Origin of the sequence: Halothiobacillus neapolitanus c2, from assembly GCF_000024765.1 — a bacterium.
Taxonomy (GTDB): domain Bacteria; phylum Pseudomonadota; class Gammaproteobacteria; order Halothiobacillales; family Halothiobacillaceae; genus Halothiobacillus; species Halothiobacillus neapolitanus.
In genome coordinates this window covers 428184-446551 of the sequence record NC_013422.1, presented here as the reverse complement: position 1 = coordinate 446551, position 18368 = coordinate 428184, and the positions used below count along the sequence as shown (strand labels likewise).

Genomic DNA, 18368 nt, shown 5'->3' with positions numbered 1-18368 from the left:
ACCTCTATCAGGCTAGTGCCGCCAAGGCTGCGGCGTAATCCGGCTCGTCGGCAATTTCTGGAACCAGTTGCACGTAGCGCACCTGATCGTGTTCGTCGAGCACGATCACGGCGCGCGCTGCCAGATGAGCCAACGCGCCATCGGCCAGCAGCACACCGTAGTCACGCAAAAACTCCGGATGCCGGAATGTGGACAACGTGATCACATTATCCAGGCCCTCAGCGCCGCAAAAACGGCCCTGTGCGAAGGGTAGATCGGCAGAAATACAGAGCACAGCGGTGTCCGGGTGGCTGTTTGCTTTTTCGTTGAAGCTGCGTACCGATTGCGCGCAGGTGGGGGTGTCGAGGCTGGGGAAAATATTCAGGATTTTCTTTTTGCCCGCGAAATCACCCAGAGATTTTTCCTGCAACTCGCCATCGGTGAGCGTGAAGGCAGGCGCAGGCGAACCAACCGCGGGCATAACACCAGCAACCTCGACGGGATTACCCAAAAAAGTAACTTGGCTCATTTTATTACCTCATATCCAGCATTTGAAAAATAAACAATCCAGCACGTTCACTGGAAACAGTCACACTAATTGCGCAAAGTCGCAACCAAACGTTTTGAATAGATGAGCAAATCAAGGGCATGCTCAATGGAGGCGCAAACCACGTCCGCCGCCGCCAGCGTAATCTGTGCCGCAGCCTCGGCCTGCACCACGGCCACACCCACCACCGCCGTTTGCAGCATCAACGCATCATTGCGGCCATTACCCACTGCGACACACTGCTTAGAGCCCAACGCACGGACAAAATCGGCCTTGGCCTCGCTTTGCGCGCCCGGAGACAAAATATGCAGGGAAACCGGCAAGCCAGCCAATTTTTGCGCGGCAGTGCCGTGGGTATCAGCCGTGATCACGTGAATCGTCAGATGTTCTGCGAGCTGCGCCAGTCGTTCGGGCACACCGGCAATCAATGCACCGTCTTCGGCAATCGTGCCATTGTAATCGAGTACGAGATGGGCCAAAGATAACGGTGTGCCGCCATTAAAATCGCCAGGCACCTCAACCGTCAGCATCGCCACCGTCCTCGTCTATCGAGATGTTCGGACCATCGAAGTGATCTTGGCGCAAATGTCGCCCCAAAGCAGCCGCAAGTTTGCGCGCGGTTTGCCGATAAATCAGCGCATTGACTGATTCTGAATCGCGCACGACCGTTGGCCAGCCCTCATCCACGTCGGTGCGGATGGCAAGATCGAGCGGCAACTGTCCCAGTAGATCAATATGATTTTCTGATGCCAGTTTTTCACCGCCGCCGCTACCAAAAATCGGCTCAACATGACCGCAGTTCGAGCACACATGCACCGACATATTTTCGATCACGCCGAGCACCGGCACATTAACTTTCTCAAACATGGTGATCGCTTTGCGGGCATCGATCAAGGCGATATCCTGCGGTGTGGTGACAATCACGCTGCCCGCCACCGGCACTTTCTGGGCCAGCGTGAGCTGAATATCGCCCGTGCCCGGCGGCATATCGACAATCAGATAATCCAGATCATGCCAGCGCGTGTCGTTGAGTAACTGCATCAAGGCAGATGTGACCATCGGCCCGCGCCAGACCATGGCCTGGGCATCATCAATCAAATAACCGATCGACATGGTTTGCAGGCCGTGCGCCATCACCGGCTGCATGGCGCGCTGTTCGTCAACAACCGGCGTTTCTTTTGCGCCCAGCATCAACGGTTGGCTGGGCCCGTAGATATCGGCATCGAGCAAACCAACCGTTGCACCCTCCGCCGCCAGCGCCAAGGCCAGATTCACGCTGGTGGTCGATTTACCCACACCGCCTTTGCCGGATGCAACCGCAATGATGTTACGCACGCCGGGCAAAGGCTTACCGTTCTGGCTACTGCCGAGCGGGCTGACAAACGCAATGGTGGTTTTAGCGGATTTGATGCCTTCGATCTGAAGTGCGGTGCGCTCGAGCAATTCGGTCAGTTCAGCCTCGAAGCCCGCCGCCGGATAATCGAGCACCACGTCGATCTGTGCCTCATCGCCCACCACCTCGGCGCGTTCTATGAAATGGGCATCCGCCAGCGTTTCCCCGGCATGCGGATCAACCAGCGAGCCCAAGGCGTTGCGTAAGGCTTCTGATCGGGCCGTATCGATTTTTTTTCCAAACAGTCCAAACATCAACTACCTCCAGAATGGGTTGCGGCCGGTTTCGCACCAGAAACAAACAGGATCAGTGTGCATGAAACAACGACTGCGGCCGTTACTTATGCCGTGATACTGAGGAGCGCCTTGCTTCTTCTCAACGCCACCGCTTGGATGATAAATCAGGTTTCAAACTATACCCCATATAAAAGAAGTAACCGCCTATGCCAGATAGCAACAAGGCCGCTGGATATTTACCGAGATACAGACATGCCGACATAATCAGAGCAGCGACACCACTTGGTTTTGGATACATCACAACTAAATGATAAGGATAATGGGGACAATGATTTCCAAAGGCTGTATCCAGAGCAAGTAGTAACATACCCACGCCAAAAGCATAGATAAAGTCTATTGGCGGCTACTGCAGGATTCGGTGTACCAACCGGCCAAACTACATAAAGCAACAACCCATATACGAATGTGATCACTGCCAAAGTGAGGTAAGACGTAGACGACGCGTAAAGGCTAGCCGTGATGACAACCCAGAAAAGGGTTAAAATCAGGATGAGCAGTGTTCGAATAACCTTCATCCTAAAACAGCACTTTATTCCGGCCGCATGTGCGGGAATAGCAAAACGTCGCGGATCGATGGCGAGTCGGTCAGGAACATCACGAGACGGTCGATGCCGATCCCTTCGCCCGCTGTCGGCGGCATACCGTGTTCCAGCGCGCGGATGTAGTCGGAGTCGAAGTGCATGGCTTCGTCGTCTCCGGCATCCTTCTCAGCCACCTGCGCCATGAAGCGTTCTGCTTGATCTTCGGCGTCGTTCAACTCCGAGAAACCATTGGCGATTTCACGACCGCCGATGAAGAACTCGAAACGGTCGGTCACGAACGGATTATCGTCGCTCCGGCGCGCCAAAGGCGACACTTCGGCCGGGTATTCGGTAATGAACGTCGGCTGAATCAACTTATGCTCGGCCGTTTCTTCAAAGATTTCGATCTGGATTTTACCCAGTCCATAGGAGTCCTTGATGTTGATACCCAAGCCTTCGGCAATGCGACGTGCACTGTCGATATCCGAGAGCTGCTCGCGCGTCACGTCGGGGTTGTGTTCCAGGATGGCATTGACCACCGACAAACGGGCAAACGGCTGAGCCAAATCGAACTCGACGCCCTGATATGTCAGCGTAGTTGAACCGCACACCGATTCCGACAGGCGACGCAGCAGATCTTCCGTCATGTCCATCAGATCGATGTAATCGGCATAGGCCTGATAGAACTCGATCATGGTGAATTCAGGGTTATGGCGCGTCGACAGGCCTTCGTTACGGAAGTTACGGTTGATCTCGTATACCCGCTCGAATCCACCGACCACCAGCCGCTTCAGGTAAAGCTCGGGGGCGATGCGCAGATACAGATCCATATCGAGCGCGTTGTGGAAAGTCGTGAATGGCTTGGCCGAGGCACCGCCGGGGATCACATGCATCATCGGGGTTTCAACTTCGAGGAAGTCTTTGGCGTTCAGATAATTGCGCATGAACTGGATAATCTGGGTGCGTTTGCGGAACGTATCGCGCACCGGTTCGTTCATGATCAGATCCACGTAACGCTGGCGATAGCGCTGCTCGGTATCCGACATGCCGTGGAATTTATCCGGCAGCGGGCGCAGGCTCTTGGTCAGCAGACGAATCGAGTCCACGCGGACGGAAAGCTCACCCTTCTGGGTTTTGAACAAAGCGCCTTCGCCGCCGACGATATCGCCGATATCCCAGGTTTTGAAGTCATCATAGGTTGCTTCACCCAAGGCATCGCGCGCGACATACAACTGAATCCGGCCGCTGTGATCGAGAATCGACAGAAAACTTGCCTTGCCCATCAGGCGCTTGGCCATCACGCGCCCAGCGACGACGACACGACGGGGATTCTGCTCGAAGTAATCGGCTTCTTTTTCGGCGTATTCGGCCTGCAATTCCGCTGCGCTGGCATCCCGACGGAAATCATTGGGGAAGGCGTTGCCCGCCGCACGAATACGGCTCAGCTTGTCGCGCCGCTCGGCAATCAGTTTGTTTTCTTCGGCCAAGAGGCTCTCGGCGCTTCGCTCTTCGGCCGCGCCGTTGACTTGTTCGTTAGCGGTCATTCGTTAGATTCCGGTCAATTAATAAGTAAAAGATACTGCGCGCATCACAGGCCGCTTTTCAGACTCGCTTCGATAAACGGGTCGAGATCGCCATCCAGAACGGCTTGGGTGTTGCCCGTCTCGTGGCCGGTACGCAAGTCTTTGATGCGGCTTTGATCGAGCACATAGGAGCGAATCTGGTTGCCCCAGGACACATCGGATTTGGTGTCTTCCAGTGCCTGACTGACGGCATTGCGCTTTTGCACTTCCAGCTCATAGAGTTTGGCTTTAAGCATCTTCATGGCGCGTTCGCGGTTTTGAATTTGCGAACGTTCAGCCTGGCAAGCCACCACCACGCCGGTGGGCAAATGCGTAAAGCGCACCGCCGATTCGGTTCGGTTGACGTGCTGGCCACCGGCACCGGAGGCGCGGAATACATCCACGCGCAAATCGGCAGGGTTCACTTCGATTTCAATGTTGTCATCCACTTCCGGCGACACGAACACCGAAGCGAACGAGGTATGACGGCGGTTATCCGAATCAAACGGTGATTTGCGCACAAGTCGGTGTACGCCGATTTCCGTACGCAACCAACCGAAGGCGTACTCGCCCTCAAACCGGATGGTGGCGGATTTGATTCCCGCTACCTCACCATCGGACATTTCCATGACCTCGGTTTTGAAGCCGCGGCGATCGCCCCAGCGCAGATACATACGCATCAGAATGCTGGCCCAGTCCTGCGATTCGGTTCCGCCCGCGCCCGATTGAATATCGAGATAGGCATTGGATTCGTCCATTTCGCCGGAAAACATGCGCCGGAATTCCAGATCGGCGATCTGCTTCTCGAATTCGACCACGTCTTTTTCAATGGAAGCCACGGTGGCCTCATCATCTTCCTCAGCGGCCATTTCGAGCAAATCGGCGTTATCGTTCAAGCCTTGTGCCATATTGGCCAGGGTATGAACAACGCGCTCCAACGAAGCACGTTCCTTGCCTAATGCCTGCGCACGGGCCGGATCGTTCCACACATCCGGCACTTCGAGTTCTCGATCGACTTCTTCCAGGCGTTCTTTTTTGACATCAAAGTCAAAGATACCCCCGAAGCGCGGCCGCACGAGCAGACAGATCTTTGATTTTGAACAGGATGGGATTAATTTCGAGCATGGTTCTGTTTCGTTACGGATTCTTGAAAATAGGGGGAATAGTTTAACGCAATGCGACGCGGATAGGCGACCCGCGCACAAACACATCCTGCCACGGTACAGCAATCATCAGCCGGGCATCATCCGACGAAAAAATCGCCCCACTGCATTTGCAGCACACTTAAGGCAACGATGGGGGCGGTTTCGGTGCGCAGGACGCGCGACCCGAGTGTCAGCGGCATAAAACCCGACGCAATGGCCGCCTCGACTTCGTGATCGCTAAGACCGCCTTCGGGGCCAATCAAGAGTGCAACACTGTCAGGCGCGACCGCCGGTAAGGCAGCACCGGAACCGGGGTTGGGATGCAGCACCCATTTGAGCGCCGCGTCGGTCTGCGTTAAGGCCTCTTCAAGCGATAGGATCGGATCGACACGGGGCAAAAAATTACGCCCCGACTGTTCGCAAGCGCCAATGGCAATATCAATAAATCGGGCATGGCGCTTATCGGCACGCTCGCCCTTGAGTTCGACAACGCTTCGCTCGGTCGACACCGGAGTGAAGCGGGTCACGCCCAGCTCGACCGCTTTTTGGATTACCCAGTCCATTTTTTCGCCCTTGCCCATCGCTTGAATCAGATGGGTCTGCAACGGCGATTCGACGCTGTGCGCGGCCACACGGCCAATTGCCAGCGAACCCTCGCGCTTGCCCAGACTGAGCGTTGCATCGGCTTCGTGATTTTGGCCGTCGAACACGCGTAGGGCCTGCCCATCGCGCAGGCGCAGAACATTCTTGAGGTAGTTGAGCCGTTCGGCGGGCAGCGGCAGGGTTGCGCCTTCCGCCAAGGCTGCGTCGAGGTAGATTCGAGGTATGCGCACCGCTCAATTCCTCTCGTTAATCCTGCACCGCAAAACGCACCGCATCAAAGGTGACATCGGCGAGCATCTGCCACTGATCGTCATCCATGATGTACGGCGGCATCCAATAAATTGTGTTGCCCAGTGGACGGAGCAGCACTTCGTGGTCCAGCGCATAGCGATATGCTTTCTGGTTACGGCGCTCGGCTCTTGGGAAGGGTTTACCCCGATTGCCAGCGCGGTCATCAACCAAATCCATCGCCACGATCATGCCGCAACGGCGCATGTGCGCGATGTTGGGCAACTCGGCCAAGGGCGCAGTCAGCCGGTCGATCATCGCGCCACGCTGACGATTGCGTTCGATGACATTGTTTTGCTCGAAGATATCCAGCGTCGCCAACGCGGCCGTGCAGGCCAGCGGGTTGCCGGTGTAACTGTGCGAATGCAGAAAGGCACGACTGGCCGGTGCTTCACAGTAAAAAGCCTGATAAATATCCTCGGTGGTAAGCACGGCGGAAAGGGGCAGGTAACCGCCGGTAATACCCTTGGACAGGCAAAGAATATCCGGCGTGATTCCGCCCTGCTCGCAGGCAAACAGGGTGCCGGTACGGCCGAACCCGACCGCGATTTCATCGGCAATCAGATGCACCTCGAATTCATCGCATAAGGCGCGCAAACCGGTGAGATAAGCCGGTTCGTGCATCCGCATCCCGGCGGCGCATTGCACCAGTGGCTCAATGATGATCGCGCAGGTCTGAGAGGCCACGCGTTCGAGCAGCGCACGCATGGCCGCCAGCGCGCGTTCGGTCACATCCGCACAGGATTCCCCCGGCTCGGCCTGCTGGCAATCGGGAGAAGGCGCAATAAAGGCGGGTTGGATCAGGGGCGCGTAAGTCTCGGTGAAGATAGGAATATTGCCCACGCCAAGCGCGCCCATGGTTTCGCCGTGGTAGCTGTTTTCAAGGGCGATAAACCGCGTTTTTTCCGCTCGGCCCTGATTGCGCCAGTAGTGAAAACTCATCTTCAGCGCTACCTCGACACCCGAGGCACCGTTATCCGCGAAAAACACCCGTTCCAGACCCGGTGGCGTCAATTGAACCAATCGTTCGGATAATTCGACCACCGGCTGATGGCTGAACCCGGCCAGAATCACGTGTTCGAGCTGATCGAGCTGCGCTTTGAGACGCGCATTGATCACAGGATTGGCGTGCCCGAACAGATTCACCCACCAGGAGCTGATAACATCCAGATAGCGACGACCATCGAAGTCGTACAGCCAAGAACCCTCGCCACGCGCTACCGGAATCGGCGGCAGGGTTTCATGCTCTTTCATCTGTGTACACGGATGCCAGAGCACCGCCAGATCGCGGTCGATCCAGGATTGATTCGAACTCATCATGTTTAACCTGAGGTTATCTTGTGACCGGCGCGACCACGAGATTGGAACTGTCGACCGACGTCACCTCGACCACTGAGCCCGACGGCATATCCGGCCCGAGTACGCGCCAACGCGAATCCCCGATTCGTACCCAGCCGACGCCATTAACGATGGGGGCTTCGAGGGTGAAATGGCGGCCGATGTATTGTTGACCCCGCCGATTGAGCATGGGATGGTCGGTAGCCTGTTTATTCGGCACGAACACCCGACGCCCGATCAATACGGCAACGATCGACAAGACGGCGAACAGACCGATCTGCACCGGCCAGCCGATATCCGGCATGAAAAAGCTGATGCCACCGACCACGCCAGCGGCCACGCCAAGCCAAAGAAAGAAGCTCGATGGCGCGAATATCTCCACAACGACGAGCAGCACGCCAAGAATGAACCACGCCCAATAGTCCCAGATCAACGTATCGAGCGGCATTATGACAACCCACTCGATACAGGCGATTCAAGATGCGAGATCATCGAGCGATGACCCAGCCATCACTGCCTTTGACCAAATGCAGCATCCGAGTGTTTTTCTGGTCACCGGCGAAGGGTGTGCTGACTTCGGTTTCGACCTTGCAGTCGAACCCTGTGCCTGATGCATCTTTATTGCACTCGAGCACCTTGACCGACTTGATCTCAACCTTTGCCATCATCGCACTCACGGCTTGACCGCCCTCAACCGAACTGGCTTGGCTCATCGCCTTCGCCATACCGGATTTCAAGGCTTGCTCGACATCACTTGATGAAGGCGCGCCGCTGGAACAGCCAGCTAGAGCGAGTACGACGAGAACGGAAAGTGCCGCAAAGAAATTACGCGTCATGTTCATGGATGATCCCTCAATTATTTCTGGATTATTTTGGCTGGATTATTTTGGGTTGACCTTAAAGGCTTCTTTCGCCAATTCGGCAATTCCTTCGAGCGAGCCGAGCATGTTACTGGCCTCGATCGGCAGCATGATGACCTTCTGGTTCGGTGCGGTAGCCACCGCTTGGAATGCCTCGATGTACTTGGTCGCCACAAAGTAGTTGATGGCCTGCACATTACCCGCCGCAATCGCTTCACTCACCGTTTTGGTCGCAAAGGCTTCTGCCTGAGACAAGCGTTCGCGCGCTTCGGCATCACGGAAAGCCGCTTCCCGATCACCCTCGGCTTGCAGGATATTCGATTGCTTCTCGCCCTCAGCCTTCAAAATGGCCGCCTGCCGGAAGCCCTCGGCTTCCAGAATGTTGGCGCGTTTTTCCCGCTCGGCTTTCATTTGACGGCCCATGGCCGCCACCAGATCTTGCGGGGGCGTGATGTCCTTGATTTCGATTCGGGTGATTTTGGTGCCCCAGGGCGAGGTGGCTTCATCCACCACAGAGAGCAGACGGGCATTGATGTCATCGCGGCGCGAGAGAATTTCGTCGAGATCCATCGACCCCATGACGTTACGAATGTTTGTGATCACCAAATTCAAAATCGCGTAATCAAGCTGATGTACCTCGTAGGCGGCACGGGCCGGATCAAGCACTTGAAAAAAGACAACGCCATCGACCTTGATCATCGCGTTATCCCGCGTGATGATCTCTTGCGAAGAAACGTCGAGCACCTGCTCCATCACGTTGATCTTGCGACCGATCCGATCGATATACGGCACGATCAGGTTCAAACCGGGTTCGAGCGTCCGGGTGTAACGCCCGAAACGCTCTACGGTCCACATCGAGCCTTGCGGCACCTGCTTGATGCCCGCGAAAATAGTGGCCGCAGCCAACACCAACAAAACAATGGCAAACGTTCCCATGAGGCCCACTCCTTTCAATGCATTTTATTGATGCCAGTTATCGATGCTGTTGTCTTGATATACGAAGTCAATACTGATGAAAAGAAATCGATCCAGCCATGATCGACGTATCAAACCGTCAATTTACGTGGCATCGATGACAATAGCATTGAACCCGACTGCAACCAATGACAGTTAGTTAGGCTGTGAAGGCATCAATCCCGCATCGCGACAGATGTTAATGACCGGAACCGCCTGGTTCATGGTGTAGAAGTGCAGCCCGGGCGCGCCAGCCTGAACGAGATCGGACGTCAACCCGGTCACCACATCATGACCGAATGCGCGCAGGCCATCCATGTCGTCGCCAAAGGCTTCGAGGCGCTTGCGCAACCAACGCGGCAAATCCGCTCCGCTGGCATCCGAAAACCGCGCCAGTTGAGTGTAATTGCTGATCGGCATGATGCCGGGCACGATCGGAATCATGATCTGCAACTTTTCGCAGTCATCCAAAAAGCGGGCGTAGGCTTCGATAGAATAGAAGTATTGCGTGATGGCGCCGTCGACACCCGCTTCGACTTTCTGCTTGAAATGCAGCAAGTCGGCGCGGGCATTGGCCGATTGCGGGTGAAATTCGGGATAAGCCGCCACTTCGATATGGAACCAGTCACCGCTATGTTCACGAATGAACGCAACAAGTTCGCTGGCAAAACGAAAATCGCCCGGATCGCGCATCCCGGAGGGCAAATCCCCCCGCAAGGCCACTATTCGCTTGATACCGAGCGCACGGTACTGATCCAGAATGGCAGCGATGCTTGCGCGCGTGGAACCGATGCAGGACAAATGCGGCGCGGCGGGCACACCGGATTCAGTCTGAATCGCTTGAACGGTTGCAAAACTCCGATCCTGAGTCGAGCCACCCGCCCCATAGGTGACGGAGAAATACTCCGGCTTGAGGGCCGAGGTCAACTGCTCGGTAACGGCGCGCAGCTTGAGCGCGCCCTCGTCCGATTTCGGCGGAAAAAACTCACAGGATAAGGGCGTGTGCATAATTGCCTCCGAGCCCATCAGTAGCGATAGCTATCAGGCTTGTAGGGGCCGTTGACCTCGACACCGAGGTAGGACGCCTGTTTGTCGGTCATCTTCGTCAGCACGCCGCCAAAACCCGCCACCATGTAACGCGCCACTTCTTCATCCAATGCCTTGGGCAGCACTTCAACACGCAACAGCTCGGCTTTGCGCGCCGCGGGCTGGTCGGCAAACTTGTTGGCGAACAAATGCAGCTGAGCCAGCACCTGATTGGCGAACGAACCATCCATGATGCGGCTGGGGTGACCCGTCGCATTGCCCAAGTTCACCAAACGCCCTTCGGAAAGCAGAATCAGATAATTATCCGAATCCAGATTCGGCTCGGAGCCCGGCGCAGTTTCACGATAAATTTTGTGCACCTGCGGCTTGATCTCTTCCCATACCCAGTTCTTTCGCATGTAGGCGGTGTCGATTTCGTTATCGAAGTGGCCGATGTTGCTGACGACCGCGCCATTCTTCAATGCTTTGAGCATCGGCGCGTCGCAGACGTTCACGTTACCGGTTGTGGTAACAATCAGGTCGATCTTGCCGAGCAACTGTTTATCGACACAGGTATCGCTGCCGTCATTGTGGCCATTGAGGTAGGGCGAAACGACCTCATAACCGTCCATGCAGGCTTGCATGGCACAAATCGGATCGATTTCGGTGACCTTGACGATCATGCCTTCCTGGCGCAAGGAAGCAGCCGAACCCTTGCCGACATCGCCGTAGCCAATGACCAGCGCCTGCTTGCCGGAAAGAAGGTGGTCGGTCGCCCGTTTGATCGCGTCATTCAAAGAATGGCGGCAGCCGTACTTGTTGTCGTTCTTGCTCTTGGTGACGGAGTCATTGACATTGATCGCGGGGACTTTAAGCGTACCGGCCTTGAGCATGTCGAGCAAACGGTGAACACCAGTCGTGGTTTCTTCCGAAACACCGTGAATACCCGCCAGCAACTCGGGATGTTTGTCGTGAATCAAACCGGTCAAATCACCGCCGTCATCCAGAATCAGGTTGGGCGTCCAGCCATTGGGGCCGGTAATCGTTTGTTCGATGCACCACCAGTATTCTTCTTCTGTTTCACCTTTCCAGGCGAACACCGGAATGCCGGCGGCGGCAATCGCGGCGGCGGCGTGATCCTGGGTGGAGAAAATATTGCAGGATGACCAACGCACGGACGCCCCAAGATCAACCAGCGTTTCAATCAGAACAGCGGTTTGCACCGTCATATGCAGGCTGCCAACAATGCGCGCGCCCGCCAGCGGTTGCGCCTCGCGATATTTGGCACGAATCGCCATCAGGGCGGGCATTTCCCGCTCGGCAATACGCAATTCTTTACGACCATAATCGGCCAAGGTGATGTCGGCCACTTTACAGTCGATAGCCAGTTTAAAAGCGTTCGGGTTTTGCATGATGTTTCCTCAGTTCAACAAAAAACCTGCCGAAATGTGCAGGTTTCAGAGCGCCGTTGAATGAAAGCCAACCCCTCAAGCCTCACCCCGGATGGGGTTGCAGCGCTCCTTGAGGAATCGGATAGCGAGATTATAGACCGGCGTCTGCCCGCAGCGCATCCGCTTTGTCGGTTTTTTCCCAGGTAAAGTCGGCATCCTCTCGGCCGAAGTGACCATAGGCGGCGGTTTTCTGATAGATGGGCCGGATGAGATCCAGCATACGGACAATGCCATAGGGGCGCAGATCAAAATGCGCACGCACCAGATCGGTGATGCGCTGATCGGAAATTTTGCCCGTACCGAAGGTATCGATACTGATCGAGGTGGGTTCCGCCACGCCGATGGCATAGGAAACCTGGATTTCGCAGCGGTCGGCAAGGCCCGCCGCCACGATGTTTTTGGCGACATAACGCCCGGCATACGCTGCGGATCGATCCACCTTGGAGGGATCCTTGCCGGAGAACGCCCCGCCACCATGCCGCGCCATACCGCCATAGGTATCGACGATGATCTTGCGACCGGTCAAACCGCAGTCCCCAACCGGGCCGCCAATCACGAAATTGCCAGTCGGGTTGATGTGGTACTTGGTTTTTTCATCCAGCCAATCCGCCGGCAGTGTCGGCTTGATGATCAGCTCCATCACCGCTTCGCGCAAATCCTTCTGACTCACTTCCGGACCATGCTGCGTCGAAAGAACGACAGCATCAATTCCGACCGGCTTGCCTTTCTTGTAACGAAACGTCACCTGCGATTTGGCATCCGGGCGCAGCCAAGACAGGGTATGGGATTTGCGAACCTCGGCCTGACGCTGCACCAATCGATGCGCATAGGTGATGGGCGCGGGCATGAGCACGTCGGTTTCGTTGGTGGCGTACCCGAACATCAGGCCCTGATCACCGGCACCCTGCTCTTCGGCCACCATGCGATCCACACCCTGTGCAATATCGGAAGACTGCTTGCCAATCGCATTCAGAACCCCGCAGGTGTTGCCATCGAATCCGAGCTCGGAGCTGTCGTACCCGATATCCACAATGACCTTGCGCACCAGCTCATCCAGATCCACCCAGGCTGAGGTGGTTACCTCGCCCGCCAACACGACAAAACCAGTTTTCACAAGGGTTTCACAGGCCACGCGCGCATGCGGATCCTTGCGCAGGATCGCATCCAGGACCGCATCGGAAATCTGATCGGCAATTTTGTCTGGGTGGCCTTCAGCCACGGATTCGGAAGTAAAGAAATGAACAGGCTCGCGATGCACGGTCATGTAAAAAATCCTTGGGTTCAATGAATAGAAAAATCTGGATCAGCCGATGATTCTAGCAGCTAGTGTAGTGCTTCAAGCTGTTTGACCCATTTTGTCGAGTGTAGTCTGGGCGCGGACGACTTTCTCCAGAATGTCATTCGCTTTGGCCGTCCAGACGAAGGGTTTGGGGTTCTTGTTGTAGTGATTGATGTAGCCGGAGATGGCCTTCTCCAAGTCGGCAACACTATGGAAAACGCCACAGCGCAGGCGGTCCACAGTGATGCTGCGGAAAAAGCGCTCGACCATGTTCAGCCACGAAGCCGAAGTCGGCGTGAAGTGGATATGAAAACGTGGATGCAAGGCCAGCCACGCCTTCACTTCTGGATGCTTGTGGGTGGCGTAGTTGTCGACGATCAGGTGCAGCTCCTTGCCCTTGGGTGTATTGCGGTCAACCTTCTTGAGGAACTTCAACCACTCGACATGCGTATGCCGGCTCTGGCAATGCCCGATGACTTGTCCGTCGAGAATGTTCAGCGCGGCAAACAGCGTAGTGGTGCCGTTGCGCTTGTAGTCGTGTGTCATCGTCTGCGCTCGGCCTTTCTTGATCGGCAGTCCAGGCTGCGTACGATCCAGCGCCTGAATCTGACTTTTCTCATCGCAGCACAGCACCAGGGCATGCTCCGGCGGTGCGAGATACAAACCGACAATGTCCTCCAGCTTCTCGGTGAACTGTGGATCGTTGGACAGCTTGAAGGTGCGCACGCGATGCGGCTTCAGCCCATGGGCATGCCATACACGCAGCACCGTGGTGTCACTGACACCGACCCGTTTGGCCATCGAACGCGTACTCCATTGCGTCGCGTGCGTGGGTTGGGTCTGCGTGGTCAAGCGCACGATCTGCTTGACCTTGGCCGCGTCCACGCGTGGTGGCCGACCCGCGCGCGGCCGATCCTTCTTCAGCGCCTCCACGCCGCCGGATGCGAAACGGCGACGCCAGCGCGCCACGCGGTGGCGCGTGGTGCCCAACCGTGCGGCGATCACCGCATCGCTCACCTTTTCGGTCGCTGCCAGGATGATCTGCGCGCGTTCACGCCAGCGCAAGCTCACCGTGCGTGAGCGGCTCCAACGTTCCAGCACGTCGCGTTGTTCGTCTTCAAGAAGGATTGGTGATTTCATCGGTAACCGTCGCAGGGGATTTTCCAACTCAGACCGCCAATATGCGTAGTGGTTCATTATTTATGAAGCACTACACTAGCAGCCTTCTCAATAACCGAAGGTGCCTTCAAGTAGTTTCTCCTGCCCGGCGTAATCACTATCCGTCGCCTTGGTAAAGGCGCGCAGTTGAGACTGCTGGAGCATCGCCTCGCCCTCTGGCGTTTCGCTGAGCCTGATCAATGCAGACTGTAATGATTTGGCCAATTCCGGCGACACATTGGGGCTCACACTGACAGCAAGAAACGGCAGCGGCGCTGTCGTCGTTACCATATTAAGAGAAGGATAGCCTGCGGCAATCGGTGTTGGAATGACCGCAGCAGCGACTTCCCCGGCTTTGACTGCTTCCGCCGCCGCGCGATTGGAATCTACGAACACAAGTTGGGGCTGCTGAACGGGATTCGGGAACAGTTGGTACAGCGTCAACGCACTAACGGAAGGCGATGGCTGCACGGCAATCTTCTTGTTGATCAACTCGGAGGGATCGAGCACGGCATCATTCGGCCCGGTAACCAAGGATTGCGTAACCGTTCCGCTCAGTTTGGCAATAACGTGCCAATGCTGCCGCGCCACCCGAAAATCGGTTGTCGGGGCCGCGTCAAGCGCGATATCGAATGGCGAGCCCGTTCGAGTCTCCTGCCAGAAGGCCAGATAATTCGGGAATACTTCCAGATCGATGGGTGTTCCCGTCATCTCACTCAACCTCTGAACCAGCGGGCCGAACGATTTTTCGAGTTCAGCCTTGGGAAGAAAAGGGGGAATGGCGAACTTAAGCGCCGCAGCCTCGGCCGATACACTCATCACAAAACACAACCACAGAGCAACGAAGCCACTTATATAACGGCCGATTTTGCGGGCAAAACCTCCGTTTCGAAAACGGAGGGGAACAGTCAAACCCTGAACACTCATAAACAGACTCCTTCAGTCGCCATGATCCACGCCTTCCTCGCAAGGTAGCCGCAACCATTTTTTATTATTCTTGCTTCTCATGCTCTTGATGGATTCCGAACTCGCGGGCAGCGAGCCTTATGATAGGCTCAACCATCAGCAAGCGCGGAACTTCGCATCAAGGCACGCACGCCCTACCGGGCGCCCGACGGTCTGACACTAAAATGTAAAACTCAAGGTTTGTCCAATGGTTAGTACAACAACCCCCATATGTGAATTTAATCGGCCCGCTATTGATTTCAGCCTTCCCGATACCGAAGGTCGTCTTTGGACGTTACAGGATTGTCGCGGGCCAAAGGGACTGCTCGTGATGTTTATCTGTAACCATTGCCCTTACGTACAGGCCATTCTCCCCAAGATCGTCAGGGATACCGCAGAACTGAAACGCTCAGGCATTAATTCGGTCGCCATTATGTCGAACGACATCGCCGACTATCCGGAGGATAGCCCTGAGCACATGCATCGCTTGGCACGAGAATACGATTTCAGCTTTCCTTACCTGTACGACGAGACGCAAGAGATCGCCAAAGCGTATAACGCCGTTTGCACACCCGACTTCTTCGGTTACAACGCTGACCTCAAACTTCAATTCCGTGGACGCCTTGACGCTTCGGGCCGACAAAACCAACCCGATGCGCCCAGAGAACTGTTCCACGCCATGCAATTGATCGCCGAAACCGGTACCGGGCCATCAGATCAAACACCATCAATCGGATGCTCTATCAAATGGCGCCCGTAGCGCATCGATCGTCGATTTGATCAATCAAAACCCAGCCCTATCGACGACAAGCCGTGTTGCGATCTGGAGCAATTACGGTAACATGTGGCAAGTTTTGACCTGAGAAACGCGTGAGCAATTTCACTCGATGGGCGCGTTCAACTTAAATAGTTTTCATTTATCTTTTGACCTTTAAGACTGGAGAGACTTATGTCTACGCGTAGAGAGCTTGCCAATGCGATTCGTGCCCTGAGTATGGACGCAGTACAAAAAGCGAACTCAGGCCACCCCGGTGCGCCCATGGGTATGGCTGATATTGCCGAAGTACTGTGGAACGGCTACCTGAAGCACAATCCAAAGAACCCACAATGGCCAAACCGTGACCGCTTTGTTCTGTCTAACGGACACGGTTCCATGCTGATCTACTCGTTGCTGCACCTCTCTGGCTACGAACTGCCGATGGAAGAACTCAAGAACTTCCGTCAACTGCACTCGAAAACGCCTGGCCACCCGGAATATGGCTATACACCTGGCGTTGAAACGACCACCGGGCCGCTAGGTCAGGGCATTACCAATGCGGTAGGCTTCGCCATCGCCGAAAAAATGCTGGCAGGCCAATTCAACAAGCCAGGTCACAACGTCGTTGATCATTACACCTACTGCTTCCTCGGCGACGGTTGCATGATGGAAGGCATTTCTCATGAGGCCTGCTCACTGGCAGGCACCTTGGGTCTGGGCAAATTGATCGCATTCTATGATGACAACGGCATCTCCATCGATGGTCACGTCGAAGGCTGGTTCACCGATGACACACCGGCTCGCTTTGAAGCCTATGGTTGGCACGTTGTGCGTGATGTGGACGGCCACGATGCCGAAGCCATCGATGCCGCCATCCGCGAAGCGCGCTCAGTCAATGACAAACCCACCATGATCTGCACAAAGACCGTCATCGGCTTCGGTGCGCCGAATCTGTGTGGCACCCACGATTGCCACGGCGCCGCGCTGGGCGAAGCCGAAGTCAAGGCAACGCGTGACAATCTGGGCTGGCACCACGAACCATTCGTCATCCCTGCTGAAATCTATGCGGGATGGGATGCGACCGAAGCGGGTATCCGCAACGAGTCGGCTTGGGAAGACGCCATGAACGCCTATGCCAAGGCATACCCTGCCGAAGCGGCTGAACTCAAGCGTCGTCTGGCTGGCGACCTGCCTGCTGACTTTACTTCAAAGATGGATGCATTCATTGCTGAAGTTGCTGCAAAAGGCGAAACCATTGCCACGCGTAAAGCGTCGCAGAACAGCATTACAGCGATTGCTGCCATCCTGCCGGAAATTGTTGGTGGCTCTGCTGACCTCGCGCCGTCCAACCTCACCACCTGGAAAGGTTGCCGCGCCCTCACGGCTACCGAATCCGATGCGAACTACATCCACTACGGTGTACGTGAGTTCGGCATGTCGGCCATCATGAACGGCATGGTCCTGCATGGCGGTTTCGTTCCGTTTGCAGCGACCTTCCTGATGTTCTCCGAATACGCGCGCAATGCCCTGCGCATGTCCGCGCTGATGAAGATCGGCTCGATCTTTGTTTATACCCACGACTCGATCGGTCTGGGTGAAGACGGCCCGACGCACCAGCCGGTTGAGCAAATCGCCACCTTGCGCATGATTCCTCGCATGAACACATGGCGTCCTTGCGATGCGGTCGAATCCGCCGTCGCCTGGAAAGCAGCAATCATGCGTCGTGATTCGCCCAGCACCCTGATTTTCTCTCGTCAGAACCTGGCACATCAGAACCGCACTCCTGAACAGATCGCCAACATCGCCCGCGGCGGATACATCCTGCGTGATTGCGCCGGTACACCGGATCTGATCCTGATCGCCACCGGCTCCGAAGTTGCCTTGGCAACGGCTGCAGCCGAGAAGCTTGCAGGCAAAAAGGTTCGTGTCGTCTCCATGCCTTGCACCGAAGTATTCGATGCTCAAGATCCGGCTTACCGCGAATCGGTTCTACCGGCCGCCGTACGTGCGCGCGTCGCCGTCGAAGCGGGCGTCACCGGATTCTGGGGCAAATATGTCGGACTGGATGGCAAGGTTGTCGGCATCGACACCTTCGGCGAGTCTGCGCCTGCAGGCGATCTGTTCAAGCTCTTCGGCTTCACTGTTGACAACGTGGTCGCCACGGCACAATCCGTACTGTAATCAACAGAGTCGGCAGGCAACCTCTGGGCTGCCTGCCGATGGATTAGCGCGATGACTCATACAGATGAGTCCGAACAAATATTAT

17 protein-coding genes and 1 riboswitch are annotated in these 18368 nt (G+C 55.9%); of the genes, 2 read left to right on the top strand and 15 right to left on the bottom strand.

Annotated elements, in window-relative coordinates; genetic code table 11:
* Positions 1-7: 7 nt before the first annotated feature.
* The 15 genes from tpx to HNEAP_RS02045 form a co-directional block, all read right to left on the bottom strand.
* Positions 8-508: a thiol peroxidase gene (gene tpx / locus HNEAP_RS02115; protein WP_012823318.1), complete on the bottom strand. Its 501-nt coding sequence runs from the start codon at positions 506-508 to the stop codon at positions 8-10.
* A 65-nt stretch (positions 509-573) separates the two neighbouring features.
* Complete coding sequence (locus HNEAP_RS02110; RefSeq protein ID WP_012823317.1) at positions 574-1056, bottom strand: HAD family hydrolase; 483 nt, start codon at positions 1054-1056, stop codon at positions 574-576.
* Positions 1043-2173 (bottom strand): iron-sulfur cluster carrier protein ApbC, encoded by a 1131-nt coding sequence (apbC, locus tag HNEAP_RS02105; RefSeq protein WP_012823316.1) that lies wholly within the window; start codon positions 2171-2173, stop codon positions 1043-1045. Before apbC ends, HNEAP_RS02110 begins: the two co-directional genes overlap by 14 nt.
* A 571-nt stretch (positions 2174-2744) precedes the next feature.
* A complete protein-coding gene (lysS, locus tag HNEAP_RS02100) occupies positions 2745-4280 on the bottom strand; it encodes a lysine--tRNA ligase (protein WP_012823315.1) in 1536 nt (511 codons plus the stop codon).
* A 44-nt stretch (positions 4281-4324) separates the two neighbouring features.
* Positions 4325-5423, bottom strand: a protein-coding gene (gene prfB, locus HNEAP_RS02095; protein WP_012823314.1) for a peptide chain release factor 2 whose coding sequence is annotated in 2 segments (ribosomal slippage) — positions 4325-5347 and positions 5349-5423 — 1098 coding nt in all. Because the reading frame shifts where the segments join, the coding sequence is not laid out codon by codon here.
* Positions 5424-5541: 118 nt separating this feature from the next.
* On the bottom strand, positions 5542-6276 hold the full coding sequence (locus HNEAP_RS02090) for a 16S rRNA (uracil(1498)-N(3))-methyltransferase (RefSeq protein WP_012823313.1): 735 nt from the start codon (positions 6274-6276) through the stop codon (positions 5542-5544).
* A 16-nt stretch (positions 6277-6292) separates the two neighbouring features.
* A complete protein-coding gene (gene bioA, locus HNEAP_RS02085) occupies positions 6293-7654 on the bottom strand; it encodes an adenosylmethionine--8-amino-7-oxononanoate transaminase (protein ID WP_012823312.1) in 1362 nt (453 codons plus the stop codon).
* A 13-nt stretch (positions 7655-7667) separates the two neighbouring features.
* The gene (locus HNEAP_RS02080) at positions 7668-8120 is read right to left on the bottom strand and encodes an NfeD family protein (protein ID WP_012823311.1); all 453 of its coding nucleotides are present in this window, start codon (positions 8118-8120) and stop codon (positions 7668-7670) included.
* Between the two features lie 40 nt (positions 8121-8160).
* Complete coding sequence (locus HNEAP_RS02075) at positions 8161-8514, bottom strand: hypothetical protein (RefSeq protein WP_012823310.1); 354 nt, start codon at positions 8512-8514, stop codon at positions 8161-8163.
* 39 nt (positions 8515-8553) lie between these two features.
* Positions 8554-9468 carry an SPFH domain-containing protein gene (locus tag HNEAP_RS02070; RefSeq protein WP_012823309.1) on the bottom strand — a complete coding sequence of 305 codons (915 nt, stop codon included), beginning with the start codon at positions 9466-9468 and terminating at the stop codon, positions 8554-8556.
* 174 nt (positions 9469-9642) lie between these two features.
* Positions 9643-10494, bottom strand: coding sequence for a methylenetetrahydrofolate reductase [NAD(P)H] (metF, locus tag HNEAP_RS02065; protein ID WP_012823308.1), 852 nt, complete (start codon positions 10492-10494; stop codon positions 9643-9645).
* A 17-nt stretch (positions 10495-10511) separates the two neighbouring features.
* A complete protein-coding gene (gene ahcY / locus HNEAP_RS02060; protein WP_012823307.1) occupies positions 10512-11924 on the bottom strand; it encodes an adenosylhomocysteinase in 1413 nt (470 codons plus the stop codon).
* Positions 11925-11965: 41 nt separating this feature from the next.
* A riboswitch (S-adenosyl-L-homocysteine riboswitch) is annotated at positions 11966-12041 on the bottom strand.
* Between the two features lie 13 nt (positions 12042-12054).
* A complete protein-coding gene (gene metK / locus HNEAP_RS02055; protein WP_012823306.1) occupies positions 12055-13227 on the bottom strand; it encodes a methionine adenosyltransferase in 1173 nt (390 codons plus the stop codon).
* A gap of 72 nt (positions 13228-13299) precedes the next feature.
* On the bottom strand, positions 13300-14382 hold the full coding sequence (locus HNEAP_RS02050) for an IS630 family transposase (RefSeq protein WP_041600331.1): 1083 nt from the start codon (positions 14380-14382) through the stop codon (positions 13300-13302).
* Positions 14383-14469: 87 nt separating this feature from the next.
* Positions 14470-15219 (bottom strand): phosphate/phosphite/phosphonate ABC transporter substrate-binding protein, encoded by a 750-nt coding sequence (locus HNEAP_RS02045; RefSeq protein WP_166636014.1) that lies wholly within the window; start codon positions 15217-15219, stop codon positions 14470-14472.
* A 334-nt stretch (positions 15220-15553) separates the two neighbouring features.
* On the opposite strand from HNEAP_RS02045, the gene HNEAP_RS02040 reads away from it, so the two are divergent.
* Positions 15554-16105 carry a thioredoxin family protein gene (locus HNEAP_RS02040; protein WP_012823303.1) on the top strand — a complete coding sequence of 184 codons (552 nt, stop codon included), beginning with the start codon at positions 15554-15556 and terminating at the stop codon, positions 16103-16105.
* Positions 16106-16294: 189 nt separating this feature from the next.
* A complete protein-coding gene (gene tkt / locus HNEAP_RS02035) occupies positions 16295-18283 on the top strand; it encodes a transketolase (protein ID WP_012823302.1) in 1989 nt (662 codons plus the stop codon).
* Positions 18284-18368: the final 85 nt, after the last annotated feature.

Coding starts and splice junctions, on each gene's coding strand:
- tpx (WP_012823318.1), bottom strand. CDS start 508: ATGAGCCAAGTTACTTTTTTGGGTAATCCCGTCGAGGTTGCTGGTGTT.
- HNEAP_RS02110 (WP_012823317.1), bottom strand. CDS start 1,056: ATGCTGACGGTTGAGGTGCCTGGCGATTTTAATGGCGGCACACCGTTA.
- apbC (WP_012823316.1), bottom strand. CDS start 2,173: ATGTTTGGACTGTTTGGAAAAAAAATCGATACGGCCCGATCAGAAGCC.
- lysS (WP_012823315.1), bottom strand. CDS start 4,280: ATGACCGCTAACGAACAAGTCAACGGCGCGGCCGAAGAGCGAAGCGCC.
- bioA (WP_012823312.1), bottom strand. CDS start 7,654: ATGATGAGTTCGAATCAATCCTGGATCGACCGCGATCTGGCGGTGCTC.
- HNEAP_RS02080 (WP_012823311.1), bottom strand. CDS start 8,120: ATGCCGCTCGATACGTTGATCTGGGACTATTGGGCGTGGTTCATTCTT.
- HNEAP_RS02075 (WP_012823310.1), bottom strand. CDS start 8,514: ATGAACATGACGCGTAATTTCTTTGCGGCACTTTCCGTTCTCGTCGTA.
- HNEAP_RS02070 (WP_012823309.1), bottom strand. CDS start 9,468: ATGGGAACGTTTGCCATTGTTTTGTTGGTGTTGGCTGCGGCCACTATT.
- metF (WP_012823308.1), bottom strand. CDS start 10,494: ATGCACACGCCCTTATCCTGTGAGTTTTTTCCGCCGAAATCGGACGAG.
- ahcY (WP_012823307.1), bottom strand. CDS start 11,924: ATGCAAAACCCGAACGCTTTTAAACTGGCTATCGACTGTAAAGTGGCC.
- metK (WP_012823306.1), bottom strand. CDS start 13,227: ATGACCGTGCATCGCGAGCCTGTTCATTTCTTTACTTCCGAATCCGTG.
- HNEAP_RS02050 (WP_041600331.1), bottom strand. CDS start 14,382: ATGAAATCACCAATCCTTCTTGAAGACGAACAACGCGACGTGCTGGAA.
- HNEAP_RS02045 (WP_166636014.1), bottom strand. CDS start 15,219: ATGAGTGTATCGGCCGAGGCTGCGGCGCTTAAGTTCGCCATTCCCCCT.
- HNEAP_RS02040 (WP_012823303.1), top strand. CDS start 15,554: ATGGTTAGTACAACAACCCCCATATGTGAATTTAATCGGCCCGCTATT.
- tkt (WP_012823302.1), top strand. CDS start 16,295: ATGTCTACGCGTAGAGAGCTTGCCAATGCGATTCGTGCCCTGAGTATG.